The following is a 23,592-nucleotide window of genomic DNA, read 5'->3' as shown; positions in this document are numbered from 1 at the left end:
GACGGCCGGGCGCGACCCGGCCGCTAAGTCGAGGGGGACTTCGGGAGGGAGAGAAGAAGGACCGGACCGGTTAGGCGGCGCTGTCCTGGATGGCGATGATGGTCTGATCCGAGGTCTGTCCAGCGCCGCCGGCGCCGTTGATCTGGGCCGTGAACGGATAGGTCCGGATCACCGCCTTCTCGCCGTCGTCCGGGGTGTCGCCGGTCAGCTTGATCATCGGCAGATTGATGACCACGAAGTCGGCGTTGGCCGTGGCGTCCTCGGTCACCGCCAGCACCAGCGAGGTGGTCGAGCGGCCTTCGAAGATGGTCTGCAGGGTCACGCTGTCGAACTTGGCGGTGAACGAGCCCGACACGGCCAGGCGACCGCGCTGGATGTCGTCGACCACGTTCGAGCCCACCACGGCGTCGCTGTGGGCGGCGTTGCCGTTGATGGTCACTTGGGCGCCGGTCACGTTGGTCACGGGAACGCCGTTGACCAGGACCACGCCGTTCACGGCCGTCAGGATGTCGGTGACCGTCTCGGCCGTCGGCGTGGTCAGCACCTGGGCCGCGCCCAGCGTGCGGATGCGGCCGACGGTGTCGAGGCTGATGGTGGCGTTGCCGGTGGCCGGAAGGTTCAGCGCCGCCTGGCCGACCTGCTGGTCGGAATAGGCTTCCGAGCGGCCCAGGTCCGGATACCATTCCTCGAAGGTGTAGTAGTCGTTGGTGTGGCCCGACAGCGGAACTAGCGACTTCTTGCCGGTGACCGAGACCGTGGCGCTGGCGATGTTGGCCTCGGCGAACATGGTCGAGCCGTTGACCACGCGCACCGTGGCGATCGTGGCCGTCAGGGCGATGATCAGCAGGTTTTTCTGGGTGTTCAGCGCATTGAAGGCGCCGGCGGTCAGGCGGATGACGTCACCGATCTTGAAGCCGTCGGTCAGGTACGAGCCGGCCGAACGGGTCAGGGTCCAGTTCTGACCCGAGGCGGCGACGCTGATCGTCGCGCCGGTGGCCGAGACGCCGGCCGTCATGTCCTTGCGCAACAGCGAGCCCATGAGGGCGCCGTAGGTGCCCGGCGACAGCAGGCCGTCGATCTTGCCGGCCGGCTTGACCACGCCCAGGCCGACGCCCGTCGACTGCTGATGGCTGACGATCTCGTTGCTTTCGAAGGTGTCCGGCGGGGCCTGGAACACCGAGCTGGTGCGGCGGACGACCTGGCCGCCCGAGCCGGCGGCGGGCGCGCCGAGGCCGGTCTGCTTCTTGTAGACGGTCTTCTTGTTGATGCCCTGGGCGACTGCCATGGGGTCTTCTCCTGAGACGTTATCGGGATGGGTGGATCGGACGAGGCTCCCAAGGAAGGCGACCTGGGGCCTGTCCCTTCGGGCGGAGACCGCCGTCAGCTGGTGATCGTGGCCAGGAACGGGACCTGGACAGGGACGAGGTAGCGGTCGCCCTCCAGGATCGCGGCCAGGATGATGGGGGTGCGGGCGACCGCGGTGGTCAGGCCGTCGGACGTGAAGGCGGCGCCGCGATAGAAGGTCGAGCGCAGCAGCTCGATGCGCGCGGCCGCGTCGGCCGGACCCGCGCCCTGCGGGTAGCAGAGGGTGACCACGAACAGGCCGCCCTGCTGGAAGCTTCGGCCGTACTCGGTGTTGACCGGCTCGGTGAAGGTCATGGACACGCGCTGATAGGGCGTTCCCGAAACCGGCGTGTAGGCGGTGTTCTCCCAGGCGGTGGCCAGGGCAGGGCTCATGGCCGCCAGCGCCGTCTCCAGCGCCGCGCGGATCTTCAGCACGCTCATCGGCGGCGCTCCCCTGTCGAGACTGGCGGGCTCGAGGCGCGCGGAGGCGATCCGGAAGCCATGCGGCTCCCGGCGGCGAGGGCGAGGTTCATGTCGGAGGTCCCTGGATCAGCGGACGAGACGAAGAACCCGCCCTCCGGGGAGGAAGAGCGGGTTCACGGGGCCGACCGGCTCACGCTTTGTCGCGCGCGCCGCTTCGGAAGAACAGGAAGGCCTGGAGTTCAGTCTCCGGAGGTCTTGATCGCCGCTGAAGGCGCATCTCGGAGACTGTTTTGATTAAACCCCTTACCTTCCCGGTCGTCAATCTGTTTGTTCACGAAACGTTCTTGATTTGACGATCATGCGCGATCTGCTTGGCCAAGGCCACGACGAGCTCCAAAGCCTTGATCAGCACTTCGCGATTACGAGCAAAAGCGCGGCCGGCGCCCCATACGGACAGGCTGGTCCCCTCGCCCGCCACCGATCGCAGCAGGCGCAGGGCCATGGGCGTATCGGCCAGGCTCATCGCCACGGCGCGGTCCGCGCGGGCCACGAAGTCCAGCATCCGGGCGCGCCGCAGACGGGCGGCGACGAAGCGGTCGTTGTCGTGACCGCCGCCGCTTCCGGGCTCCAGGCTGGCGACGCGCAGGTCACGGCCCCGGGCTTCGAAGCCGGCGCGGTACAGCAGGGCGACGGCGTAGTGGGCGTCGTTGATGTGGCCGCCCTGGCGCAGGCTGCGCAGGCCATCGCGGCTGGAGATCCGCAACGAACCGCCGTCGGCCTCGACCACCTCACCCCGCGCCCGCGCCAGGGCCGCGGTCTCGACCAAGCCCGCGGCGGTCTCGGCCTCTTCGGTTCTCGCCAGTTGGGCGCCGGCGATGCGCAGCACGGTCTCGCGCGCCGCCTGGCGGGCGGCCGGACTGATCGCCAGGCCCGCCGCGCGGTCGGCGCGGGCCAGGTCTCGAAGCTCGGCCGAGGTCAGCCCCTCGGGCCGGATGAACTGGACGGAAATGATGGTTCCCCTTTCTAGATGGTCAGCGCCCGAAACGGACGCCGCGTCGGCTGTCGGCCAGGGCGTGGCGGCGGGGTTCGCCGGCGCAGACCTGTGCAACGAAGTCATGGCCTTCGCTCTCGGCCAGCATCCGGCCGGCGGCGCGAATGATCGCGCACAGCATCGGCTTGCGCGGCCCGCAGGCGCGGACGGCCTTGTCGATGGCGCCCTCGGCGATCTCGTCCTGGAGCCCGGCCATGGGTCTAGGCTTCCAGCGCGGTCCGGCCGGCCGGCGTCAGGCCGATCCGGCAAGGCCGGCCGCCCAGGCGCTCGACCAGGCCAAGTAGACGGGCGGCCTGGGCGCGGTCGCTGCCGGCCGACAGGCTGACGGCCATCTCGTCGGCTAGCTCGGCCAGGGTCAGCGGCCCGTCCACCAGCGCCTCCAGCACCGCCAGGACCTTGGCCGGCACGATGGGTTCAATGGGCGCGCCGCCGAACAGGCGGGTACGGATCGCTTCGGACACGGCGTAGCGCCCCGGGCGTGGATCGCCCATCAGCAGAGCGGTCAGGACAGCGCGCGGCGGACGGCGGTCGGCGTCGGTGCGGCGCGCGACATAGCCCGGCATAGGGGCGTGGACAGGCGCATGACCGGCGTGACCGGTCGCGTGGAGCGGAATCATCTGGGGCTTCCTGCGGCTAGGCCGATGAAGGGAATTTCGTGGAAAGCCGCCCGGCTCGCGTCGCCAGGGCGGAGTTCTTGGAATATCCAATTTGTACCAAATACAAATTTGCATGGCAAGCAAATTTTGTGTTTAATGGCTGGACATTCCCTTTCGCACTCACTCCCGGATTTGCATGACCCCCGACCGGCAGGCCAAGGCGAAGCAGCGCGCGAAGACCTTCATCCGCGCCTGGCGGAAGCATCGCGGCATGAACCTGGAGCAAGCTATCGAACGGCTGGAGCTCGAGGTCGGATATCCCTATTCGGTCGCCCAGCTCTCGCGCGTCGAGCGCGGCGAAACCGGCTATTCCCAGGATGTGCTGGAGGCCTTGGCGACCATCTATCGCTGCGAGCCCGCCGACCTGATCATGCGCGATCCCGCGGCCGGGGAGGCGATCTGGTCGATCTGGGACCAGTTGCAGCCCGTGCAGCGCAGCCAACTTGTCGAGATCGGCCAAACGCTCAAGAAAGCTGGGTAATTCCCGATCAGTCCAGCGCCAGGATCTCGCCCTGGCGCTCGATCAGCTTGGGCCTTCCCCAAAGGCCCGATAGCGGCTCGCCGCGTACCCGATAGAGCGCCACGCCAGAGGATCGCCGGGCCAGAACCTCCATTTCACGCCGCGCATCCTCTTCGAAATAGCACTCCCGAACCTCGGTCGGCCGGAGCAATCCACCTCGCCGCCCGAAGGCCTGCACGCAGAAACGCGTCACCGAGAACACGACAACCTCCGCCTTCAACACCCCTACTCTGCACGCCTCCTTCAGATGAGTCGACCGGTGGCGGCGGCCTATGCGTCCGCGTTTGACGCAGGTTAATTTTTGCACTGAAGGCAAATTTTCTCATCTCCCGCGTATTTGCATCGGCAGCAAATCGGCGCGCCGCGACCGACCGCTTCAAGAACGGCCTGTTCATGCACGCCATCCTGTGTCCCAACGGCTCGGCGAACCAGGTTCCCGTCGGGCGGAACCGAGGCCTCTTCCGAACATTTATCCACAGCTATGGGAACTTTTTTCGCCGAAGTGGCGAAAACATTATGAAATGGAAAGTCTCGCTAAATCAGCGGGTTACTCATTTCAAAATTCATTGACCCGACTCAGCGATGTGCATAAACTGTTAACCTAATCCTAAGTGTCTCGTTTTGGCACTTGTGCGACTCATCCCGATATCCGAATAAAAAAGCACCCCGGAGAAGTCTCCGGGGTGCTTTGGTAGGTCGATTGTCCGGTGCTTCCGGCGGTTAGGCCACGGCGGGACTAGGTATGGTGTAAGCAACCTTTCCCTATTCCCGCTCCAAGGCTTTTTCAAGTCAATCTGACTTTAAAGAACCAAGGAGCAATAACTATGGCTCAACGGCCACCCCTTCGACCGGGGCAACCCACCCCTAAATCTGGACAGTATGAACGTATCGGCGTTCGCGGGGGCCACATCCCCGGCGAGGTCACTTCGACGCGCGGCAAACCCCTGCCTCCGAGCCTCTCGCCCGGCCAGGGCTACCGTCTCGTCGACCCCACCAAGCACCGGAGCTGATCCGATGCGCCATCTGACTGACGAACAAAAGCGCGTCGCTAAGCTGGCCATGCAATCGGGTTACTATCAACACCAGATTGCCGCCTACTACGACCTCAATCAGGGCCGTATTAGCGAGTTCAAACGAAGCGAGCAGTTTAGCAAGGTGGCCCCTGCCCCCGAACTGCCCGCCGACTTCCCGTCTCACTAAGAGCTGGGCTGACAATGAAGCCCGCTCCGGCCAACGCCGGAGCGGGCTTTTTCCCGCCCGCCGGCTAGAGCACCTAGGCTGCGAACCCGGTTCGCGCCTAGCTCGCGCGGAACATACATCGAACGAACTAGTGTCTAACCCTATTGCCTAACCCACCAAAGCGATCTGATTTCGTTGCGCAATTTGGGTGAAGTGGTAGGCCCGGAGGGACTCGAACCCCCAACCAGACCGTTATGAGCGGTCGGCTCTAACCATTGAGCTACAGGCCCGCGCGGATACGGATGAACGTACGCGAGAGCGGCGGATTAGCATGAGCCGAACGCGGCTTAAAGCTCCGGTTCAGGTTGGAGCTGTCATCAGGGAACGCATAGCTGTCCGGCGACGCTTCCCTGTCCCGACCGCCCTGGAGAAAAGAACGATGACCAACACCGCTCGCCGCCTGACCTCGATCGCCCAATCCTCCGCCGTGGCCGCCCTGATCGGCGGCGCGTTGCTGATGGGCGCCGCCGCCCCGGCCTCGGCCCAGACCGGCGCGGACTCGGCGTTCAAGGCCACGACGTTCAGCCTGTCGGCCTATGGCGAGACCCGCGTGGCGCCGGACATGGCCACCATCACCTTGGGCGTCCAGACCGAGGCCCTGACCGCCGGCGAGGCCCTGAAGGCCAACGGCGCGCGCATGAACCAGGTGATGGCCGCCCTGAAGAAGGCCGGGATCGCCGAGCGCGACGTCCAGACCTCGAACCTGAACCTCAACGCCCAATACGCCTATGAGCAGAACCAGCCGCCGAAGCTGACCGGCTACCAGGCCTCGAACCAGGTGACGATCACCGTCCGCGACCTGACCAAGCTGGGCGCGACGGTCGACGCCACGGTCAATGCCGGCGCCAACACGGTCAACGGCATCAGCTTCGGCCTCATCAACCCGCAGGCCGCCGAGGACGCCGCCCGCCTGGAAGCGGTCAAGGCGCTGCAGGCCAAGGCCGAGCTCTATGGCCGCGCCACCGGCTACAAGGCCGTGCGCCTGGTCGATCTGAGCGAAGGCGGCGGCTACTCGCCCCCGGCCGCGCCGATGCCGGTGTTCGCCATGGCCAAGCGCGAAATGGCCGACTCGACCAGCATCGCCGCCGGCGAACTGAAGGTCCGCATCGATATCAGCGCGACGTACGAAGCCGCCAAGTAGGCCCCGAGCAGCGCCCCAACCCGCGCTTAGGAAAAAGCCGCCGCCGGGATCCCGGCGGCGGCTTTGACGTGTCTAGAAGCCCGCCTTCTTGAAGGCCCGCTCGACGCGTTCCTTGATCTCCAGCCCTGGCAGCGCCTTGTCGCCTTCCATGACCGCGACATAGGTCAGGCCGCGCGGCGGCTTGCCCTCGCCGGTCGGCACCGGGCCGATGGACCAGCCCACCGTGGCGCCAGCGGGTCCGCCGCTGGCGCAGCTGAGGAAGCGGGCCGGCTTGCCCACATTGGCCTTCAACAACGTCTCGGCCGTGGTCTGCGCGCCGTCGCAGGACGGCAGGTTGCGCGAGCAGGTGACATAGCCGCCGCCGCGCCACACCAGCTTGCCGCTAGCGTCGGCGATAACGACGCAGGTCGAGGGCGAACCGATCGACTTGCCGACCGACTGGGTCAGGACAGCCTCGTCCACGCCCGTAGGCAGCTTCGGCGAACAGGCCGAAAGGCCCGCGGCGGCCAGAACAACGAGCGCGATACGACGCATCAGGCGGCCTTTTTGATAAGGTTGCCTTCGTCCAGCAGCACGACGGTCGGGGCGTAGTTGCGCGCCTCTTCCGCGGCCATCTGGCAGTAGGTGACGACGATCACCAGGTCGTTCTTCTGCACCAGGCGGGCGGCGGCGCCATTGACGCCGATCACCTTCGAGCCGCGCGGAGCCTCGATGGCGTAGGTGGTGAAGCGAGCGCCGTTGGTGATGTTCAGAACGTCGACCTGCTCGTTCGGCAGGATGCCCGAGGCGTCCAGCAGGTCGCGATCGATGGCGATCGAGCCTTCGTAGTCGAGGTCGGCCTGGGTCACCGTAGCGCGGTGCAGCTTGGCCTTCAGCATGGTGAGCAGCATGGCGGGGACCTTATCCCTTTGAAATGAATTGAATTTTCAGGGGCGCCACACACAAGGCCCGAAACAGGTCACGCCATATAGACACAAGCCCACAACCGTTCAATCGCACCCGGACGCGGGACCAATGGTTAACACCACGCGCTTTTCGCGCTAAGGTTTGAGAGAACGCGGTTCTGTGGGGGATACCATGCGTCATTCAAGAGGGTGGGCGGTGGCGGGGGCCGTCGCCGTGAGCGTGCTCGCGGGCGCGGCCTGGATCTCGACCGGCAAGGCGCAGACGCGGGATGCGACCGGCGCGCCGATCCCCGGCGCGGCGGCTATCCGTCCCGGGATCGCGGCGCTGGCGGCCCGTCCGCGCGTCCGCGTGGACTGGCAGGGCGCCGTCGGCGGCCTGCGCCAGTCGGCCAATGTCGGCGAGAGCCTGGCGACCAACCTCGATCGCGAGCAGGTCGACCTGACCGCCGTGCCGATCCTGCTACCGCAGGACGCCAAGCTGACCGCCGGGGCGCGGATCTACAGCTTCGGCGACTACTATACGATCACCAGCAACACCACCGGAGGCCGCGTCTCGTTGAGCGGGACGACCGCCACCGTGCCGATGCCGGCGTCCAAGCCGCTGAAGATCGAGACCGGGCCGGAGATGCTGATCGTCCAGCGCACGGTCGACGGTCAACTGGCCAGCTTCGTGCGCTACGGCGTGCTTTACTCGGTGGAAATCCGCTGCGACGCCGCCGGCGACCCTCGCTGCGCCGACGACAACTACGTGCTGGGCCTGGTCGGCAAGACCACGGCGGTGGTGATGGGCAAGGCCGCCCGTGAAGCCGCCGGGCTGGGGGGCTGACCATGCGCCTCTCCCCGCTCCTGCTAATGGCCGTCCTGACCCTGGCGCCGCTGGCCGCTTGCGACGACACCACCAAGCCTCCGGCGCCCGGCGAGACGCCCAAGCCGCCGTCGCCCGAGCCCGGCCCGCCACAGCCCGATGACACGCCATCCGACGGCGGCGCCGAGCAGCCTTCCAGCGAGCCCGTGCCACCCAGCCCCGATCCCGCGCCGCGGCCGGCCGATCCGCCCGCCCCCGCGCAGGCCACCTTCGACCACGCGCCGGCGGGCGCGATCCCGGCCGGCCAGGGTCCGGGCTATATGGACCGCACGATCTGGTCGCCCAACATGTGCTGGCCGCTGGCCGAGGCCGGCTTCGCCAATTCGCAGGTCTACGGCCCGGGCGGCGGCATGGGCCCGGCCGGCAAGCCCAGCCAGTGCGACACGCTGAACTACAGCCTGCCCTGGCATGATACCTTCTGCGAAGCCCGCTCGCGGACAAACCCGTTGTGCGCCGGATCCGGCACGGGCCACCAGGGCCAGGACATCCGCCCGGCCACCTGTAAGAAGAACGAACACTTCGCCGTGGCCGCCGAGGCCGGGACGATCACGGACATCGGTTCGTACAGCGTCACCCTCGTGGCCAAAGCCCAGCCGCACTACACCTACCGTTACCTGCACATGCAGATGTCGACCTTGGCGGTGAAGGAAGGGGATCAGGTCGTCAGGGGCCAGAAGCTGGGCAAGGTCTCGAACGACTTCGGCGGTACGCCGACAACCATCCACCTGCATTTCGAGCTGCGGGCGGGCGTGACGGGCACGACGACCGACGGCAAGCCGATCGCCCTGCTGACCTTCCTGCCGCCCTATCTGAGCCTGGCCGAGGCCTACCAGCGCAAGCTGAACGGCCAAGCCTGCGGGGGTTAGCCGACAGCGGTCTTGAGGAAGGCTGTCATGTCGGCGAAAAGCGTCGACTTGCGGCGGAAGGGCCGCGACAGGGCCAGCACGGTTCCGGCGTGGTCGAGGTCAGCGTAATGGCGCTCCTCGACCCTGGCGCCCTTGTCGCGCAGGGCGGCGGCCAGTATGCGCGTGTTGCGCGGACGGACCGTGGTGTCCTTGTCGCCGGTGGCCAGGAAGGTCGGCGGCGCATCGGCGCGGGCGTAGTGGGTCGGCTGGGTCGCTTCGAGATCCGACGCCTCGCCGAAGGTCTGGCGCGTGATCGGGCCATCCAGCGGCAAAAAGGCGTAGGGACCCGACAAGCCGGCGAAGGCCTTGATGACGCCCGGCTTCACACCCGCGGCCGTGAGGTAGCGGGTGTCCAGGGCCAGCATGGCCGCGTTGTAGGCGCCCGCGGAATGGCCGATCAGGACAATGCGACCGGGATCTCCACCCAGGGCGGCGGCATGCTCGACGGCCCAGCGCACGGCCTGGGCGCCGTCGTCGATGAAGCTGGGATAGCGCACTTCCGGATACAGCCGGTAGTCCGGGACCAAGGTCAGGAAGCCTTGGGCGGCGATCGCGCGCGCGGCCCAGCCGTAATCCTGGCGGCGGCCACTGTCCCACGAGCCGCCATAGAAGAAGATCGCCACCGGCGCGGGGCCCTTGGCCACCGGCGGAGCGTAGACGTCGAGGCCGCCGCGCGGTCCGGCCGCGTAGCGCGCGCCCTTGTCCTCGACCCTGGCCGCATCCTTGGGCGTGAAGGTCGCGAAGAGCGACAGCGGCGAGCACGCCGAGGTCATCGCGGCCGTCAGGGCGGCCAGTCCCACACGTCTCGTCACCCGCATTCCCGCCACGCCGCGCCTCCGCCGTTGTTCTCCGCTAGAGCTACGAACGCACGAAGCTTTCGGACGCTCATGCGCGTCCTTCCACCAACACCGAGCGCCGGTCTTCGCCGCCCCTAGAGCTTGAAAGCCCCGCTCTCGATCTTGGCGTGCAGAGCCTTGGTGATCTTCACATAGCCCTTGGCCGGATCGCGGAAGTACAGCGGGTCCTTAGTCGTGGCGGGGTCGAAGCCGTCATTGACCAGGTCGATCTTGCGATACTTGAATGTGCCGGTCGTCTCGATCTGCCGCTGCAGGCGCACGAACAGCGGGCGGGCGTAGCTGGGTAGCTGCTCGTCTACGTACTTGGCGAAGGCCTCGATGTCGAAGCCGTCTTCCACGACCAGCGCGGCCATGCCGGCCTTGCCGTCCAGGTCGCCAACCTTGACGCCGTAGACATTGACTTCCTGCACGCCGTCGAAGCCGGCGATGCGTTCCGAGACCTCGCTGGTGGCGACGTTCTCGCCCTTCCAGCGGAAGGTGTCGCCGATGCGGTCGACGAAATAGATGTAGCCGTCGCCATCGACCTTCATCAGGTCGCCGGTACGGAACCAGGCGTCGCCCTTCTGGAAGACGTCGTGCAGCACCTTCTTCTCGGTAGCGGCCTTGTCGGCATAGCCGGTGTAGTTCGAGCGAGCGTCGCTGCCGATGTGGCCGATGCACTCGCCGACCTCGCCGGGCGCGACCTCGATGCAGCAGCCGTTCGGGCCGCGCACAGGCATCTCGGTCTCGATGTCGAACTTGACGATGCGGATATTGAATTTCTTCTTCAGATAGCCGGGGACCCGGCCGATCGCGCCGCGGCGACCGTCGAAGTTGAACAGCGAAACATTGCCTTCGGTCGCGCCGTAGAATTCAAGCACATCGCCGACCTTGAAGCGGTCGAGCATGTCGTTCCAGACGTCCGGACGCAGACCGTTGCCGAAGATCATGCGGATCTTGTGGGCGCGCTCCAGCTCGTGCTCGGGCTGGTTGGCCAGGTAGCGGCACAGCTCGCCGATATAGACGAACATCGTGCACTTCTCGGCGACGATCTCGGGCCAGAAATGGGTGGCCGAGAACTTCTTGCGCAGCACGATCGAGCCGCCGTTCAGCAGGCCCGCGCCCATGGCGCAGAGGCCGCCGGTGGCGTGGTACAGCGGCAAGGTCACGTAGATGCGGTCGTTCTGGTTGGAGCCGGTCGAGCCCGCGAAGCCGCGCATGTACAGCTGGGCGCGCATGTGGGTGATGCGCGCGGCCTTGGGCAGGCCGGTGGTGCCGCTGGTGAAGATGTAGAGCGCGGTGTCCTTGGCGGTGATGCCGTCACGGGCCGTCTCGCGGTCCGGACGCAGCTGGCTGCAGCTCTTCAGCGCCTTGACCAGATCGCGCTGCTCGCCGTGCGCCGGGCCTAGCACCCACTGCTGCATGTGGCGCTCCAGCTGACCCTTGACGTCCTCGAAGCACGGCGAGGTCTCGGGATCGACGATGCAGTGCAGGGCCTGGGAGATGTTCAGGCAGTGCGCCAGCGCCGCGCCAGTCAGCTGGTTGTTGATCAGCGCGGTCGCCACGCCAACCTTGGTCAGGCCGTACCAGATCGCCAGATACTCAAGGCGATTGGGCATGAACAGCGCCACGGTCTGGCCCTTGGTCAGCCCCTGCCCCTTGGCCCAGTGGGCGTAGCGATTGGCGATGGCGTCCAGTTCGGCGTAGGTGACCGACTTGCCCTCGAAGGTGATGGCCTGGCGATCACGCCACTTGTCGACGGCCGCCTCCAGATCGTCGCAGATCAGGTTGGGACTGTCGGGAGCGATGGACTTCACGCGCTTCAGCGTCCGGGACAGGCCCTTCAGGAAGCGGATTTCCCGCTTAATCTTCTGACGCAAACGCATTCATCTCTCCCTTAAACAACCATTGGAGAGCGCCGCGCGACGGGTCAAGACACGTCGCGCCGCATCGCAAACCTTTCAATGTTCGCTCAAGCTGAACAGCGATCACTCAGGATCGCCGCCCCAGCGACGATCCCCGGCCACAGGCTCAACCCGCCGCTTGGCGGCGCTGATCGTCGCGATCGGATTTCAGCTTCTCGGCCACCAGGAAGGCCAGCTCCAAAGCCTGCTCGCCGTTCAGACGCGGGTCGCAGTGCGTGTGGTAGCGGTCGGCGAGATCCGTCTCCGAGACCGCGCGGGCGCCGCCCAGGCATTCGGTGACGTTCTGGCCGGTCATCTCCAGGTGCACGCCGCCCGGATGGACGCCCTCGGCCTGGGCGATCTCCACGAAGCTCTTCACTTCGCTCAGGATGCGGTCGAACGGACGGGTCTTGTAGCCGGTCGAGGCCTTCAGCGTGTTGCCGTGCATCGGGTCGGTGGCCCAGACCACCGATCGGCCGGCCGACTTGGTGGCCTTCATCAGACGCGGCAGGCGGTCGGCGATCTTGTCCGAACCGAAGCGGCCGTAGAGGGTCAGGCGGCCCGGCTCGTTGTTGGGGTTCAGGACGTCGATCAGGCGCAGAAGGTCGTCGCCCTCCATGGTCGGGCCGCATTTCAGTCCGATCGGGTTCTTCACGCCGCGCATGAACTCGATGTGGGCGCCGTCCAGCTGGCGGGTGCGCTCGCCGATCCACAACAGGTGGGCGCTGGTGTCGTACCAGTCGCCCGAGGTGCTATCGACGCGGGTCATGGCTTCCTCGAAGCCCAGCAGCAGGGCTTCGTGGCTGGTGAAGAACTCCACCTGATGCATGCCCGGATGGCTCTGGGGCGTGACGCCGATGGCGGCCATGAAGGCCAGGCTCTCGGTGATCTTGTCGGACAGCTCGCGATAACGAGCGCCCTGCGGGCTGTCGCCGACGAAACCCAGGGTCCAGCGGTGGATGTTGTGCAGGTCGGCGTAACCGCCGTTGGCGAAGGCGCGCAGTAGGTTCAGGGTCGCGGCCGACTGACCGTAGGCCTTCATCAGGCGGTCCGGATCGGGCACGCGCTCTTGCGACGTGAAATCCATGCCGTTGATGATGTCGCCGCGATAGGACGGCAGGGTCGTCTCGCCGATGGTCTCGATCGGCTCGGAGCGCGGCTTGGCGAACTGGCCGGCGATACGTCCCACCTTCACCACCGGCTTGCCGCCGGCGAAGGTCAGCACCACCGCCATCTGCAGGATCAGGCGGAAGGTGTCGCGGATGTTGTCCGCGTGGAATTCCTTGAAGCTCTCGGCGCAGTCGCCGCCCTGCAGAAGGAACGCCCGGCCCTCGGCCACATCGCCCAGCAGGCTCTTCAGGCGGCGCGCTTCGCCGGCGAAGACCAGTGGCGGCATCTGGCGCAGGGTCTGCTCGACCCGCTCGACCGCGGCCATGTCCGGATAATCCGTGGGCATGTGCTTGGCGGGCTTGGCTCTCCAGGCGGCGGGTGTCCAGCGGGCGGTCATGACGGAGCTCGATAACTGAAAGGGCGGCGTAGATACCGCGAAAGGAACTAAAAGGCAAAATCGTGCGACTGAACACTGCGGATCCGCCAAGGCGAGAAAGTCGTGGTCGCGCTAACGCCCCGCGGCGCTCGATTTTTGCGCGATCGAACAGCCGACGGCCGCGATGACGCCCAGCGCCAGCCACCACTCCTGCCAGACGCCGAAGCTGAGGCCGCCGATCACCACATAGGCCGTCAGGGTCGCGGCCGCCATCGCGCCGTCGCGGCGGTTCTCCCCGGTCCAGGCCACGATCCGGTACAGGACCCAGGCGAAGAAGGCCGCCGCGAGAGCCGCGCCCAGCGCGCCCAGCTCCAGCCAAAGCTGCAGCGCGGCGTTGTGCGTGTGCAGCGGAATGGCCGCGCCGAAGACCCGGCTGGCGTCGATGCCCCAGCCGCGCAGGGCGTGCTCGACGATCTGGTTGGCGGCGAACGCCCATATGTTCAGCCGCGCGTCCCACGACGGCGGGGCCATGGCGTGCAGCCACGCGAACAGACCCGAGCGCACGCCCCACAGCACCACCATCGGCGCGAAGATGAACAGGGTCGAGACGGCCGGGATCATGCCGCGCACGAACGGCTTGCCGATGATCCGCGTCCCCAGCCAGGCCACACCGCCCAGCACCAGGGCCGCGCCCGAGGCGTCGGCGCTGGTGAAGTGCGAAGCGGCCAGGATCATCAGCGCCAGGGTCGCGATCAGCACGTTTCGGCCACGGAAGCCCCAGGCGTCCAGCAGTCGCACGCAGGGCCAGAACAGCAGCACCAGCGGATAGATCGGCATCGACACCTTCACCACCGCCAGATCGGGCCGAATGGGGTCGTGGGTCGCGGCCCGGATCGCCTGATAAATTCTGGCCTGCATCGCGGAATCGAGGAAGGTCAGCGCGGCCAGGGCGATCATGCCGAACAGCATCACCCGCCCGGCCAGTCGCGCTGAGCGTTGCGACAGGGTTCCGAGGGTGGCGGCCGCGGTCCCATAGAGCCCCAGCTCCAGAACCAGCTTCAGCGCGGTGAACGCGCCAATGTCCTTGCCGCGCTTCAGCGCCGACAACGCCGGCGCGGCCGGGCTCCAGCTCAGGCTGACCAGCGCCCACAGCACCAGCGGTATCAGGGCGAACATCGGCAGCAGCGGCGGACGCGAGCGCGCCAGGCTCGGCGCCGCCAGCAGGCCGACCACGGCCAGCAGGGGCGCGAAGCCCAGCGGCGCGAGGTAGCCGACCAGCGGCGTCATCACCATCAGGAAGACGGCGAGCGCCCCCAACCACCGCGTGCGGCGCTCGGGACTCTCGGCGGAGGCCACCGCCAGCGTCATCCAACCCCGCCGACTTCGACCGGCACGTACTTCTCGCGCATGGTGACCAATTCCTCGGCCAGGGTCGGGTGGACCGCGCAGGTCGAATCCCACTGGGGCTTGGTCACGCCCATCTTCACGGCGATGGCGGCCATCTGGATGATCTCGGGCGAGTCCGGGCCCACCACGTGGACGCCGACCACCTTCTGGTCGTCGGCCTTGACCACCAGCTTCATCAGGCAGCGCTCCTGGCCCCCGTAGAATGTGATCTTCATCGGCCGGAACACCGAGCGGTAGACGTCGACCGTGCCGAACGCGTGGCGGGCCTCGGCCTCGGTCATGCCGACCGCGCCGACCGGCGGCTGCGAGAACACCGCCGAAGCCACCAGTTCGTGATCGAAGCTGGTCGGGTTGTTATAGAACTCGGTCTGGGCGAAGGCCGCGCCTTCGCGGATGGCCACCGGCGTCAGGTTGATGCGGTCGGTGACGTCGCCGACGGCCCAAATGCTGGCGGCGCTGGTCTTGGAATGCGCGTCAACCGCGATCGCGCCCTTATCGTTCAGCTTCACCCCGGCCTTTTCCAGGCCCAGGCCGTGGACGTAGGGCTCGCGACCGGTGGCGAACATCACCGCCTCGGTCTCGAAGGTCAGGTCGCTGGTCAGGGTGCTGAGCAGCGTGCCGTCTTCCTGCTTCTCGATGCTGGTATGCGAGCAGCCCAACACCACCTTGATGCCGCGCTTCTCCAGCTCCTCGGCCAGGTGCGAGCGGACGTCGTCGTCGAAACCGCGCAGGATATTGGCCCCGCGATAGAGCAGAGTGGTCTCGACGCCCAGACCATTGAAGATGCCCGCGAACTCGACCGCGATGTAGCCGCCGCCGACGACCAGTATGCTCTTGGGCAGCTTCGGGATGTGGAAGGCTTCGTCCGAGGTGATCCCGAACTCCGCGCCGGGGAAATCGGGCTTCACCGGGCGGCCGCCGGTGGCGACCAGGATCTTCCGGGCGGTATAGGTCCCGGCGTCCTTACTGCCCTCCTTGGGCAGCACCTCGACGGTGTGGGCGTCGACGATCTGGGCGCGGCCGTGCAGCAAGTGGGCGCCGGCCTTCTGCAGGTTGGTGACGTAGATCCCCGACAGGCGGGCGATCTCGACGTCCTTGTCGTGCAGGAAGCCCTTCCAGTCGAACTTGGCGACTTCGATCGTCCAGCCATAGCCCTTGGCGGTCTTCAGCTGGCTGGTGACCTCGCTGGCATAGACCATGAACTTCTTGGGCACGCAGCCGCGGATCACGCAGGTGCCGCCGACCCGATATTCCTCGGCCACGGCCACCTTCGCGCCGCTCATTGCCGCCAGACGGGCCGCTCGCACGCCGCCAGAACCGGCGCCGATGACGAAGAGATCGAAGTCGTAGTCAGCCATCAAGGCCTCCGGAAACTAAGCTTGGGCGGCTTATGTAGGACGTCAGGGAACGAGGCGCACCACGCCCTCGTCCGTGCCGAACAGCGCTTCGTCGGCCAGATCGAGGAACAGGCCGTGATCGACCACGCCGGTGACACTCTTCAGCGCCGCCGCCAGCGCCGTGGGGTCCGCGATCACACCGGAAGCCATGTCGTAGATCAGGTTACCGCCGTCGGTGACCACCACGCCCCGGTCGGCCATGCGCAGGCGCGGCGGCGGCAGATCGAACTCGGCGGCGATGTCGGCCAGGCGCCAGCTGGTGTGGACGTGGCCGAAGCGGACCACCTCGATCGGCAGAGGGAACTTGCCCAGGGCGTCGACCTTCTTGGCGGCGTCGGCGATGACCACGCAGCGACTGGAGGCTTCCCAGACCAGCTTCTCGCGCAGCAGGGCCGCGCCGCCGCCCTTGATCAGGGAGAGGCCCGGACCGACCTCGTCGGCGCCGTCCACGGTCAGGTCGATGGTCTTGACGTCGTCCAGCGCCACCAACGGGATGCCCAGCTCGCGGGCCAGGGCGCCCGTGGCGTCCGAGGTCGGCACGCCGCGGATATCGCTCAGCTCGCGGGCCGCCAGCGCCTTGACGAACCAGGCGGCGGTCGAACCGGTGCCCAGGCCCACCACCATGCCGTTCTCGACGAGTTCGGCGGCGGCTTCGCCGGAGATGCGCTTCTGGTCGTCGGCGCTCATGTCTTGTCCTTCTTGCTCTTCTTGTCCTTGGCCGCCTGCTTGGCGGCGCGGAACTTCGCGGCCCAGCCGGTCTTGATCACCTGCTCGGCGCGCCCCAGGGCCAGGGCCTCGGCCGGCACGTTCTTGACGATCACCGAGCCCGAACCGGTCATCGCCCCGTCGCCCACCCGCACGGGCGCGACCAGGGCGCTGTTGGAGCCGATGAAGGCGCCCGCGCCGACATGGGTCTCGAACTTCTCGAAGCCGTCGTAGTTGCAGAAGATCGTACCGGCCCCGATGTTGGCCTTCTCGCCGATCGAGCCGTCGCCCAGGTAGCTGAGATGGTTGGCTTTGGCGCCCGCCCCGACCTTGACCTTCTTCACTTCCACGAAGTTGCCGATATGGGCTTCGCGACCGATCTCCGCGCCCGGACGCAGGCGGGCATAGGGGCCTATCAGCGCACCCTCGCCGACGCTCGCGCCTTCCAGGTGACTGAAGGCCTTGATCACCGCGCCGGTCTCGACGCTGACGCCCGGGCCGAAGACCACGAACTGTTCGACGACAGCGCCGCCGGCGATCTTGGTATCCCACGACAGATGCACGGTCTCGGGCGCGCACATGGTCACGCCCTCGGTCAGCAGGGCGTTGCGGCGGCCGCGCTGCCAGACGGCCTCGGCGGCGGCCAGCTCGGCCTGGGAATTGACGCCCTGCACCGCCGGCTCCGGCGCGAAGGCCGCGCGGGTCGAGAGCTTGCGGTCGTGGGCCAGGCCGACGACGTCAGTCAAATAGTACTCGCCCTTGCTGTTGTCGTTGCGGACGTCGGCCAGCAGGCTGAACAGCATGGCGCGGTCAGCGGCCAGCACGCCGGAATTGCAGTGCTTGACCTGCTTGGTGGCGAGGTCGGCGTCCTTCTCCTCGACGATGCGCAGCAGCACATGGCCGGGCGCCATGATCAGGCGGCCGTAGCCGGTCGGGTTGACGGCCTCGAAGCCCAGCACCGCGACGTCGGTTCCGGCCGCCATCAGGTCGAACAGCGGCGCGATCACTCCGGCGGTCGTCAGCGGGCAATCGGCATAGGTGACGACCACGTCGCCATCGAAATCGGCCAGAGCGTCCTTGGCCGCCAGCACGGCGTGTCCGGTGCCCAGCGGCGGATCCTGGACAACGGTCGCGTTCGGGCCGAGGCGCTTGCGGGCGCTCTCGCCGACCTGGGGGCTGTGCGCGCCGACCACGACGACGATCCGCTCGCAGTTCAGACCCTCGGCGGCGTCGATGGCCAGGTCCAGCAGGGTGCGGCCGGCGACCTTGTGCAGGACCTTCGGCGTCGGCGACTTCATCCGCGTCCCCTGGCCGGCGGCCAGGATCACGGCGGCGCGCGGACGGGGTGGGCTCGAAACGGAATCAGTCATGGACTGGCGACTCCCTGGGACGCTTCCAGCGTTGCATTAGCCGCCCAATTGGCGGAAAGGCCAGACCCATGAGCGAGCTTCATGACCTGAACGGGGCGACAATCGCCTTCGACCTCGACGGAACCCTGGTCGATACCGCGCCGGACCTGGTCGGCGCGCTGAACACCATCCTGGCTCAGGAAACCCTGCCGCCCCTGCCCTTCGACGAGGTGCGGCTGATGGTCGGGCGCGGCGCGCGCGCCCTGCTGGAGCGCGGCTTCGCCGCCGCCGGCGCGCCCATGGACGCCGAGCACGGCCCGACGCTGGTCCAGCGCTTCATCGCCGTCTACCTGGAGCGCATCGCCGACGAAAGCGCGCCCTTCCCCGGCGTGGTCGAGGTGCTTACCGAGCTGAAGGCCGCCGGCGCCAAGCTCGTCGTCTGCACCAACAAGCTGACCAACCTGTCGGTCGCCCTGCTGGACGCCGTGGCGCTGACGCCGTTCTTCGACGCCGTGGTCGGCGCGGATCTCGCTCCCGCCGCCAAGCCCGACGGCCGCCACGTAGCCGCCGCCATCGCCGCCGTCGGCGGCGATCCGGCCCGCGCCGTCATGGTCGGCGACAGCATCAACGACGCCCTCGGAGCCCGCAACGCCGGGGCGCCCTGCGTGCTGGTATCCTTCGGCTACACCGAGGATCCGGTCGAGACCCTGGGAGCCGATCTGGTCATCCACAGCTTTTTGGATGTCCCCCAGGCCTGTAAGACGCTTTTGGCCTCTTGCCCCGCGCCGAACACCGGGCTATAGGCCCCCTCCTCTCGCGGATCGGTCCCTCGCGGCCCGAACCGACAAGGCGGATGCTTAGCTCAGCGGGAGAGCACCTCGTTCACACCGAGGGGGTCGCAGGTTCAATCCCTGCAGCATCCACCATTCTCCTCTTCCCGAAAATTCAGATAGATAGCGAAGAAGGCCCGGCCTTGGCTTCGGCCTAGGTTTGCTGGCGCCCCTTGCCCTATTGGCGTGCGGACCGGCGGGTCGAGCCGCCGGCCGTTCCTTCAAAGCCGCCGCTGGCCTAGTCGCGTGGCTCCAGGTCGAAGTGCGGCTTGCCCTCGCCGCCGTCCTCGGCCCGGTTCAGCACCTTGTCCTCCCGGGCCGCGCTGATCAGCACCTGGACGCCGCGATAGCGGATGCCCACGCCAGTGCTGACGCACGTCGTGGGCAAGTCCTTCTCCGACATCTTCACCCAGGTGTCGGAGTTGAAGGTGATCGCCGCCGGCAGGTAGGCGGCATCGCCCTTCTCCGTCGCCTCCTTGGCCATGAAATCCAACAGATGGTCGATGTCTTCGCGCTTCATGGGTTGGCGATACGCGGGTCGAGCCGGGTCGGCCGGAAGTTACGTCCCGGAATCCACGGATATGTTTGGCGGTGACATGTGCAACGCCAAGTCGCTTACGCGGCACTTGGGATCGCGCGACGGCATACCAGGATTCAGGCCGATGCGGCGATCGAGCCCCCGTCAGCGGGTCTTCCGCAGCGCAGCCGGCGCCAGCGCCCGGGGCGTGAAGCGGGCTTCGCGGATCGCGCCCTTGAAGTAGTCGACCTTGTTCATGCGGGCGCCGACCGAGCTGCGGCCCTGGCCTTGCGGCGCGTAGGCGATGTCGGCCTCGCCCTGCAGTTCGCCGTTGACGAACGACCGATAGGTCTTGCCGTCATAGCTCTGGGCCACCCAGTACCAGGGGCCGATCGGATAGGTCTTGTCCAGGAACAGCAGGGTCTGCTTGTAACCCTGCCCCGTGGCGAAAGCGTCCAGGCTCCAGGCGCCGTCCTTGATGCGGATCTCGAACAGGATGCGCGTGACCGAAAGCGGGGCGCCGGGCGTCGGGTCCTCCTCGTTGAGGTGGAACCAGCGCTGGGCGAAGACGCCGCCGTCGGGGCGGAACAGGGCCTCGAAAGTGAACTGGCCCATGCCCGCCAGCGGGTGCTTGCCGATGACCAGGCGGTCGTCGACGCCGTCGAACTGGACAGCCTTGCCATAGGGGCTGTCGACCAGGGTCGGGTCGCCCTCCACCACTGTGTCGACGCCGCCGATGTTGGAGAGGCGATCGAAAACCCAGCGGGTCGAACCCGGGAGCCGGGTCATCGCTTCGGCGCCGCCAGCCAACAAGCCGCCAGCGAAGGCGCCGCCGCCGACCAGGACTTCGCGTCGTCGCAAACCGCCCATCATTCTACTCCTCAAACCGGACTCCAGCCCGATATCAGCTTCGGAACCGTATAGGTCCGCCGCCTCGGAAAGCGAAACGGCGCTGCTCCGAAGAACCGCGCCGCGCATGAGATTTAGAAGGTGTAGCGGAAGCCGGCGAAGAACTCGCGGCCGGTCTCGTGGTAGAACGACACCAGCTGGCTGCTGTCGTAATACTGGTCCTGCTTCTCGTTGGTCAGATTGACCCCCTCGAGGGTGAAAGCGAAGTTCTTGTTCAAGGTGTAGGTCAGCGAGGCGTCGAAGTTCAGCGTCGCCTTGGTGCCCTCGACGTCCGAACCGTTACGGCCCGGGATCTGGGTCAGGTACTTGGAGCGATAGGCCGCCGAGACGCGGCTGCTGATTTTCTTGTTCTCGAAGTAGAGCGTGGCGTTATAGCTGTCCTTCGAGAGGTTGGTCAGCGGGCCGATGGCCGCCACCGCGCCGGTCGAGGACAGGTACGTCACGTTCGACGTCACGTGGGTGTAGTTGCCCAGGAAGCCGAACTTGTCGAACGGCGCCGGCAGGAAGGTGAAGGGCTGCTGGTAGTTGATCTCGAAGCCCTTCAGCGGACCGCCGGGCGTGTTGACCGAGGTGCTGAACTGCCAGACCGGCAGGCTGGGCGAGCAGCCCGGGGTGGTGCCGCAGGCCGCGACCGCCGCGCTGTCGGGCAGGCCGAACGGGTTCTGGTCGAAGGTCGACAGCGCCGAGGTATAGCTCTGCACGAACGTCGAGATGTCCTTGTAGAAGTAGGCGAAGGACAGCAGGCCGCCCGGCTGGAAGTACCACTCGACGGCGGCGTCGGCGGTCTTGGCGCGGTACGGATCCAGGAACGGGTTGCCCGAGGTCACCGACTTGGTCGAACCCGTGCCGATGTTCACGCCCGGCGTCAGCGAGCCGAGGTTCGGACGCGACATGACCTTGGCGGCGCCGAAGCGCAGCAGCAGGTCTTCACGCGGCTCGACGACCACGTTCATGGCCGGCAGCACGTCGGTATAGGCGCGCGTGGCGGTGGTGGCCGAGATCGTCTGGTAGTTCACGCCGTTGACGCTCGACGGGACGACGCCGTAGCCGAGCGCCTTCTGGCGGGTCTTCACGTAGCGCACGCCCACATCGCCGCGCACCGGCACGCCGCCGACGTCGAACTTGAAGTCGCCCTGGACGTAGCCCGTCGTGTCCCACTCATCGATCGAGTAGTTGCTGCCCAGGCTGGGTTCGCGACCCAGGTTGTAGATGCCGCAGCCCTGGGTGAAGCAGGAGTTGCCGAACGGGCTGACCCAGACCGTGCCCGGCGTGGTGGTGACGGTCTTGCCGTAGCTGGCGTCGTCCATGTGCAAGGCCGCGATGGCCTTGTTCAGGTCCGGCGTGATCCACGAGGAGACGTTGCCACCCGGGATCTTCAGACTGGAGAAATCGATCGTCTCGGCATAGCTGGACCGCGGCACGTTCTTCAGGTCCGTCGACGAAACCGGGTTGATATTTGCGGTCGTGCCGTTCGAGCGGGCGAAGGCCGTGCTCTCGACGCCATAGGCCTTGTAGGACAGGCCGCCCTTCAGCTTGAAGGCGTCGCTGAAGTCATAGGCCAGGTCGAACTGGCCGGTCTTGTAGCTGTTGTCGACATAGCCCTGGACCATGCGGATCTCGGCCAGGGTCCAGGCGTCGGCGTTGACGGTGTCGCCGGTGCCGTACTTGATCACCGGATAGGCGTCGCCGCCGCTGTAGTCGAAGCTGTAGCCCTGGACGTTGTACTGGTCCCACTGGACCGTGTTCTGGACCGGGTTGGAGAAGGTCGACTTCGAGAAGCCGAGCACGCCCTTGGCCTTGAACTTGTCGGTGAACTGGTGCTCCCCGGCCAGGGTGAACTGGCGGAACTCGGTCTCCAGCTCGTCGTGGCGCTGCTCGGTCTTCAGGTCGACGTTGTTCCACGTCCCCTTGGTCATGACCGAGAGGCCAGAACGGGGGTTGGTCACCGTGTAGTCGACCACGTCGACCTGGTTGATGCCGCATGAGGGCGCCGAGGTCGCCGTACAGGCGCCGGCGGTCTGTGGCGTGAAGGTCTCAAGGAAGTCCTCGTTACGCTCGCCCTTGAAGTCGGCGTACAGCACGTCGAACGAAACCGTGGTCTTGTCGTCCGGAGCCCATTGCAGCGACCCGGTCATGCCCAGGCGGTCCTGCTTGTTCTTGTACCAGTCGAAACGCGGGATGCGCGGGTGGACCGCGCCATTGGCCTCGGCGCAGGCGGCGGCGTTGGTGGCGCAGGTCACGCCCTTCACGCTGCGGAAGCCCGGCGCGGCCGCCGTACCCGTCTGCCAGCGCACCGTGCTCGTGCCTTCGTCCAGCAGGTCGCGCTTGGAATAGGCGATCGAGAACAGGGCGCCGATGGTGTCGTCGCGCCAGGTGTTAGAGATCAAGGCCGCCACGCGCGGCGAGGCCTTCTTGGCCTGGTCGTTGTAGCCGTACTTGCCCGACACCGCGAAGTTGAAGCCGCGCTTGTCGAACGGATGGGCGGTGTTCAGGTCGACGGTCGCGCCCAGCGAGCCCTCTTCGGTCTCGGCCGAGGCGGTCTTCTGCACCGTGATGCGGTTGAAGAGGTCCGAAGCGAAGACGTTGAAGTCGAACGAGCGGCTGCGGTTGGTGCCGCCCGAGGCGTCGGTGCCGCCCGAGGTGGTGAGCGCTTCCATGCCGTTGATGCGCACGCGGGTGAATTGGGCGCCCAGACCGCGGACCGAGATCTGGCGGCCTTCGCCGGCGTCACGCGAGATCGCGACGCCCGGGATGCGCTGGATGGATTCGGATAGGTTCAGGTCCGGGAACTTGGCCATGTCTTCGGCGTAGATGGCGTCGACGGCCGCCGCCGAGGAGCGTTTGACGTTCAGGGCCTGCTGGAGACTGTTGCGAAAGCCCGTGACGACCACCGCCTCGACGGTGTCGTCGCCCGCCGGAGCGGGGGCCGCCTGTTGCGCTTGCGCCGCGCCGGCCGCCAGGGCGAAAACTAGACCCGCGGCGCCCGTCAGCAGGCGATCACGCAGGGCAAAACTCTTGGATGAAGCCATTATCTCGTACCCTCCCAGGTTGGTGTTCTTGATGACACCGGTATCATTGTCTTCACATGCTGCGATTGGTTTCCATTTTTTGCAAGCCCACAGGCGGAATAATGGGCGGGTGCGCCTATGCTGTGACACCGCCAACACCCAATGGCGCGGCTGATGGACAACTTTTCAAAATCT

The 23,592-nt window shown here is 66.9% G+C and carries 24 protein-coding genes and 2 tRNA genes; 7 read left to right on the top strand and 19 right to left on the bottom strand.

Annotated elements, in window-relative coordinates; translation table 11 throughout:
• Positions 1–70 precede the first annotated feature (70 nt).
• The 5 genes from ACW175_RS06680 to ACW175_RS06660 form a co-directional block, all read right to left on the bottom strand.
• Positions 71–1,285, bottom strand: a complete 1,215-nt coding sequence (locus ACW175_RS06680; protein ID WP_492103817.1) for a phage tail tube protein — start codon at positions 1,283–1,285, stop codon at positions 71–73.
• Positions 1,286–1,380: 95 nt separating this feature from the next.
• The gene (locus ACW175_RS06675) at positions 1,381–1,785 is read right to left on the bottom strand and encodes a phage tail terminator-like protein (protein WP_492103816.1); all 405 of its coding nucleotides are present in this window, start codon (positions 1,783–1,785) and stop codon (positions 1,381–1,383) included.
• A gap of 313 nt (positions 1,786–2,098) precedes the next feature.
• Complete coding sequence (locus ACW175_RS06670) at positions 2,099–2,884, bottom strand: hypothetical protein (protein WP_492103815.1); 786 nt, start codon at positions 2,882–2,884, stop codon at positions 2,099–2,101.
• Complete coding sequence (locus ACW175_RS06665) at positions 2,799–3,014, bottom strand: hypothetical protein (protein WP_492103814.1); 216 nt, start codon at positions 3,012–3,014, stop codon at positions 2,799–2,801. Before ACW175_RS06665 ends, ACW175_RS06670 begins: the two co-directional genes overlap by 86 nt.
• A 4-nt stretch (positions 3,015–3,018) precedes the next feature.
• Complete coding sequence (locus tag ACW175_RS06660) at positions 3,019–3,435, bottom strand: hypothetical protein (protein ID WP_492103813.1); 417 nt, start codon at positions 3,433–3,435, stop codon at positions 3,019–3,021.
• A 175-nt stretch (positions 3,436–3,610) separates the two neighbouring features.
• Here ACW175_RS06660 and ACW175_RS06655 point away from each other — a divergent pair, with 175 nt between their 5' ends.
• Entirely contained in the window at positions 3,611–3,955 is a 345-nt protein-coding gene (locus tag ACW175_RS06655) for a helix-turn-helix domain-containing protein (RefSeq protein WP_099576488.1), read from the top strand.
• Between the two features lie 7 nt (positions 3,956–3,962).
• On the opposite strand, the gene ACW175_RS06650 is transcribed toward ACW175_RS06655, so the two are convergent.
• On the bottom strand, positions 3,963–4,145 hold the full coding sequence (locus tag ACW175_RS06650; protein ID WP_492103812.1) for a hypothetical protein: 183 nt from the start codon (positions 4,143–4,145) through the stop codon (positions 3,963–3,965).
• A gap of 863 nt (positions 4,146–5,008) precedes the next feature.
• Here ACW175_RS06650 and ACW175_RS06645 point away from each other — a divergent pair.
• Positions 5,009–5,194: a hypothetical protein gene (locus ACW175_RS06645; protein WP_492103811.1), complete on the top strand. Its 186-nt coding sequence runs from the start codon at positions 5,009–5,011 to the stop codon at positions 5,192–5,194.
• 193 nt (positions 5,195–5,387) lie between these two features.
• On the opposite strand, the gene ACW175_RS06640 is transcribed toward ACW175_RS06645, so the two are convergent.
• Positions 5,388–5,463: transfer RNA gene (locus tag ACW175_RS06640), tRNA-Ile, on the bottom strand.
• Between the two features lie 149 nt (positions 5,464–5,612).
• On the opposite strand from ACW175_RS06640, the gene ACW175_RS06635 reads away from it, so the two are divergent.
• Entirely contained in the window at positions 5,613–6,374 is a 762-nt protein-coding gene (locus tag ACW175_RS06635; protein WP_492103810.1) for an SIMPL domain-containing protein, read from the top strand.
• Between the two features lie 72 nt (positions 6,375–6,446).
• Here the strand turns inward: ACW175_RS06635 and ACW175_RS06630 are convergent, their stop codons facing one another.
• Both ACW175_RS06630 and panD read right to left on the bottom strand, forming a co-directional pair.
• Complete coding sequence (locus ACW175_RS06630; RefSeq protein ID WP_492103809.1) at positions 6,447–6,908, bottom strand: hypothetical protein; 462 nt, start codon at positions 6,906–6,908, stop codon at positions 6,447–6,449.
• A complete protein-coding gene (gene panD / locus ACW175_RS06625) occupies positions 6,908–7,264 on the bottom strand; it encodes an aspartate 1-decarboxylase (RefSeq protein ID WP_099576484.1) in 357 nt (118 codons plus the stop codon). The genes ACW175_RS06630 and panD overlap by 1 nt, the downstream gene beginning before the upstream one ends.
• A gap of 175 nt (positions 7,265–7,439) precedes the next feature.
• Between panD and ACW175_RS06620 the strand changes: the two genes are divergently transcribed.
• Complete coding sequence (locus ACW175_RS06620) at positions 7,440–8,105, top strand: hypothetical protein (protein ID WP_492103808.1); 666 nt, start codon at positions 7,440–7,442, stop codon at positions 8,103–8,105.
• A gap of 2 nt (positions 8,106–8,107) precedes the next feature.
• On the top strand, positions 8,108–9,010 hold the full coding sequence (locus ACW175_RS06615) for a M23 family metallopeptidase (RefSeq protein WP_492103807.1): 903 nt from the start codon (positions 8,108–8,110) through the stop codon (positions 9,008–9,010).
• On the opposite strand, the gene ACW175_RS06610 is transcribed toward ACW175_RS06615, so the two are convergent.
• The 7 genes from ACW175_RS06610 to glmU form a co-directional block, all read right to left on the bottom strand.
• On the bottom strand, positions 9,007–9,867 hold the full coding sequence (locus tag ACW175_RS06610) for an alpha/beta hydrolase (RefSeq protein ID WP_492103806.1): 861 nt from the start codon (positions 9,865–9,867) through the stop codon (positions 9,007–9,009). The genes ACW175_RS06615 and ACW175_RS06610 overlap by 4 nt on opposite strands.
• Before the next feature lie 113 nt (positions 9,868–9,980).
• Positions 9,981–11,771, bottom strand: a complete 1,791-nt coding sequence (locus ACW175_RS06605) for a long-chain-acyl-CoA synthetase (protein ID WP_492103805.1) — start codon at positions 11,769–11,771, stop codon at positions 9,981–9,983.
• 145 nt (positions 11,772–11,916) lie between these two features.
• Positions 11,917–13,296 carry a class II 3-deoxy-7-phosphoheptulonate synthase gene (locus ACW175_RS06600; RefSeq protein ID WP_492103804.1) on the bottom strand — a complete coding sequence of 460 codons (1,380 nt, stop codon included), beginning with the start codon at positions 13,294–13,296 and terminating at the stop codon, positions 11,917–11,919.
• 111 nt (positions 13,297–13,407) lie between these two features.
• Entirely contained in the window at positions 13,408–14,643 is a 1,236-nt protein-coding gene (locus ACW175_RS06595) for an O-antigen ligase family protein (RefSeq protein ID WP_492103803.1), read from the bottom strand.
• On the bottom strand, positions 14,640–16,040 hold the full coding sequence (gene gor, locus ACW175_RS06590) for a glutathione-disulfide reductase (RefSeq protein WP_492103802.1): 1,401 nt from the start codon (positions 16,038–16,040) through the stop codon (positions 14,640–14,642). Before gor ends, ACW175_RS06595 begins: the two co-directional genes overlap by 4 nt.
• Positions 16,041–16,082: 42 nt before the next feature.
• Positions 16,083–16,766: a ribose-5-phosphate isomerase RpiA gene (gene rpiA / locus ACW175_RS06585; protein WP_492103801.1), complete on the bottom strand. Its 684-nt coding sequence runs from the start codon at positions 16,764–16,766 to the stop codon at positions 16,083–16,085.
• Positions 16,763–18,154 carry a bifunctional UDP-N-acetylglucosamine diphosphorylase/glucosamine-1-phosphate N-acetyltransferase GlmU gene (gene glmU / locus ACW175_RS06580; protein WP_492103800.1) on the bottom strand — a complete coding sequence of 464 codons (1,392 nt, stop codon included), beginning with the start codon at positions 18,152–18,154 and terminating at the stop codon, positions 16,763–16,765. Before glmU ends, rpiA begins: the two co-directional genes overlap by 4 nt.
• Positions 18,155–18,222: 68 nt before the next feature.
• Here glmU and ACW175_RS06575 point away from each other — a divergent pair, with 68 nt between their 5' ends.
• Positions 18,223–18,936 carry an HAD-IA family hydrolase gene (locus ACW175_RS06575; protein WP_492103799.1) on the top strand — a complete coding sequence of 238 codons (714 nt, stop codon included), beginning with the start codon at positions 18,223–18,225 and terminating at the stop codon, positions 18,934–18,936.
• 48 nt (positions 18,937–18,984) lie between these two features.
• Positions 18,985–19,059 (top strand) — tRNA-Val (locus ACW175_RS06570).
• Positions 19,060–19,201: 142 nt separating this feature from the next.
• On the opposite strand, the gene ACW175_RS06565 is transcribed toward ACW175_RS06570, so the two are convergent.
• The 3 genes from ACW175_RS06565 to ACW175_RS06555 form a co-directional block, all read right to left on the bottom strand.
• Positions 19,202–19,483, bottom strand: a complete 282-nt coding sequence (locus tag ACW175_RS06565; RefSeq protein WP_492103798.1) for a hypothetical protein — start codon at positions 19,481–19,483, stop codon at positions 19,202–19,204.
• Positions 19,484–19,645: 162 nt separating this feature from the next.
• Positions 19,646–20,350: a LamG-like jellyroll fold domain-containing protein gene (locus tag ACW175_RS06560; RefSeq protein WP_492104913.1), complete on the bottom strand. Its 705-nt coding sequence runs from the start codon at positions 20,348–20,350 to the stop codon at positions 19,646–19,648.
• Positions 20,351–20,463: 113 nt separating this feature from the next.
• Entirely contained in the window at positions 20,464–23,418 is a 2,955-nt protein-coding gene (locus tag ACW175_RS06555) for a TonB-dependent receptor (RefSeq protein ID WP_492103797.1), read from the bottom strand.
• Positions 23,419–23,592 lie beyond the last annotated feature (174 nt).

This window comes from Caulobacter sp. FV1ye6ST (genome assembly GCF_058681225.1).
The sequence above is the reverse complement of the archived record's forward strand: the minus strand, read 5'-3'. Positions and strand labels throughout refer to the sequence as shown.

Bases quoted from the DNA above. Each gene is read 5' to 3' on its own strand.
- ACW175_RS06665 (WP_492103814.1), bottom strand. From the start codon at position 3,014: ATGGCCGGGCTCCAGGACGAGATCGCCGAGGGCGCCATCGACAAGGCC.
- ACW175_RS06610 (WP_492103806.1), bottom strand. From the start codon at position 9,867: ATGCGGGTGACGAGACGTGTGGGACTGGCCGCCCTGACGGCCGCGATG.
- ACW175_RS06655 (WP_099576488.1), top strand. From the start codon at position 3,611: ATGACCCCCGACCGGCAGGCCAAGGCGAAGCAGCGCGCGAAGACCTTC.
- rpiA (WP_492103801.1), bottom strand. From the start codon at position 16,766: ATGAGCGCCGACGACCAGAAGCGCATCTCCGGCGAAGCCGCCGCCGAA.
- ACW175_RS06595 (WP_492103803.1), bottom strand. From the start codon at position 14,643: ATGACGCTGGCGGTGGCCTCCGCCGAGAGTCCCGAGCGCCGCACGCGG.
- ACW175_RS06555 (WP_492103797.1), bottom strand. From the start codon at position 23,418: ATGGCTTCATCCAAGAGTTTTGCCCTGCGTGATCGCCTGCTGACGGGC.
- ACW175_RS06560 (WP_492104913.1), bottom strand. From the start codon at position 20,350: ATGGGCGGTTTGCGACGACGCGAAGTCCTGGTCGGCGGCGGCGCCTTC.
- ACW175_RS06675 (WP_492103816.1), bottom strand. From the start codon at position 1,785: ATGAGCGTGCTGAAGATCCGCGCGGCGCTGGAGACGGCGCTGGCGGCC.
- ACW175_RS06670 (WP_492103815.1), bottom strand. From the start codon at position 2,884: ATGACTTCGTTGCACAGGTCTGCGCCGGCGAACCCCGCCGCCACGCCC.
- ACW175_RS06630 (WP_492103809.1), bottom strand. From the start codon at position 6,908: ATGCGTCGTATCGCGCTCGTTGTTCTGGCCGCCGCGGGCCTTTCGGCC.
- glmU (WP_492103800.1), bottom strand. From the start codon at position 18,154: ATGACTGATTCCGTTTCGAGCCCACCCCGTCCGCGCGCCGCCGTGATC.
- ACW175_RS06680 (WP_492103817.1), bottom strand. From the start codon at position 1,285: ATGGCAGTCGCCCAGGGCATCAACAAGAAGACCGTCTACAAGAAGCAG.
- gor (WP_492103802.1), bottom strand. From the start codon at position 16,040: ATGGCTGACTACGACTTCGATCTCTTCGTCATCGGCGCCGGTTCTGGC.
- ACW175_RS06660 (WP_492103813.1), bottom strand. From the start codon at position 3,435: ATGATTCCGCTCCACGCGACCGGTCACGCCGGTCATGCGCCTGTCCAC.
- ACW175_RS06565 (WP_492103798.1), bottom strand. From the start codon at position 19,483: ATGAAGCGCGAAGACATCGACCATCTGTTGGATTTCATGGCCAAGGAG.
- ACW175_RS06645 (WP_492103811.1), top strand. From the start codon at position 5,009: ATGCGCCATCTGACTGACGAACAAAAGCGCGTCGCTAAGCTGGCCATG.
- ACW175_RS06635 (WP_492103810.1), top strand. From the start codon at position 5,613: ATGACCAACACCGCTCGCCGCCTGACCTCGATCGCCCAATCCTCCGCC.
- ACW175_RS06575 (WP_492103799.1), top strand. From the start codon at position 18,223: ATGAGCGAGCTTCATGACCTGAACGGGGCGACAATCGCCTTCGACCTC.
- ACW175_RS06605 (WP_492103805.1), bottom strand. From the start codon at position 11,771: ATGCGTTTGCGTCAGAAGATTAAGCGGGAAATCCGCTTCCTGAAGGGC.
- panD (WP_099576484.1), bottom strand. From the start codon at position 7,264: ATGCTGCTCACCATGCTGAAGGCCAAGCTGCACCGCGCTACGGTGACC.
- ACW175_RS06615 (WP_492103807.1), top strand. From the start codon at position 8,108: ATGCGCCTCTCCCCGCTCCTGCTAATGGCCGTCCTGACCCTGGCGCCG.
- ACW175_RS06600 (WP_492103804.1), bottom strand. From the start codon at position 13,296: ATGACCGCCCGCTGGACACCCGCCGCCTGGAGAGCCAAGCCCGCCAAG.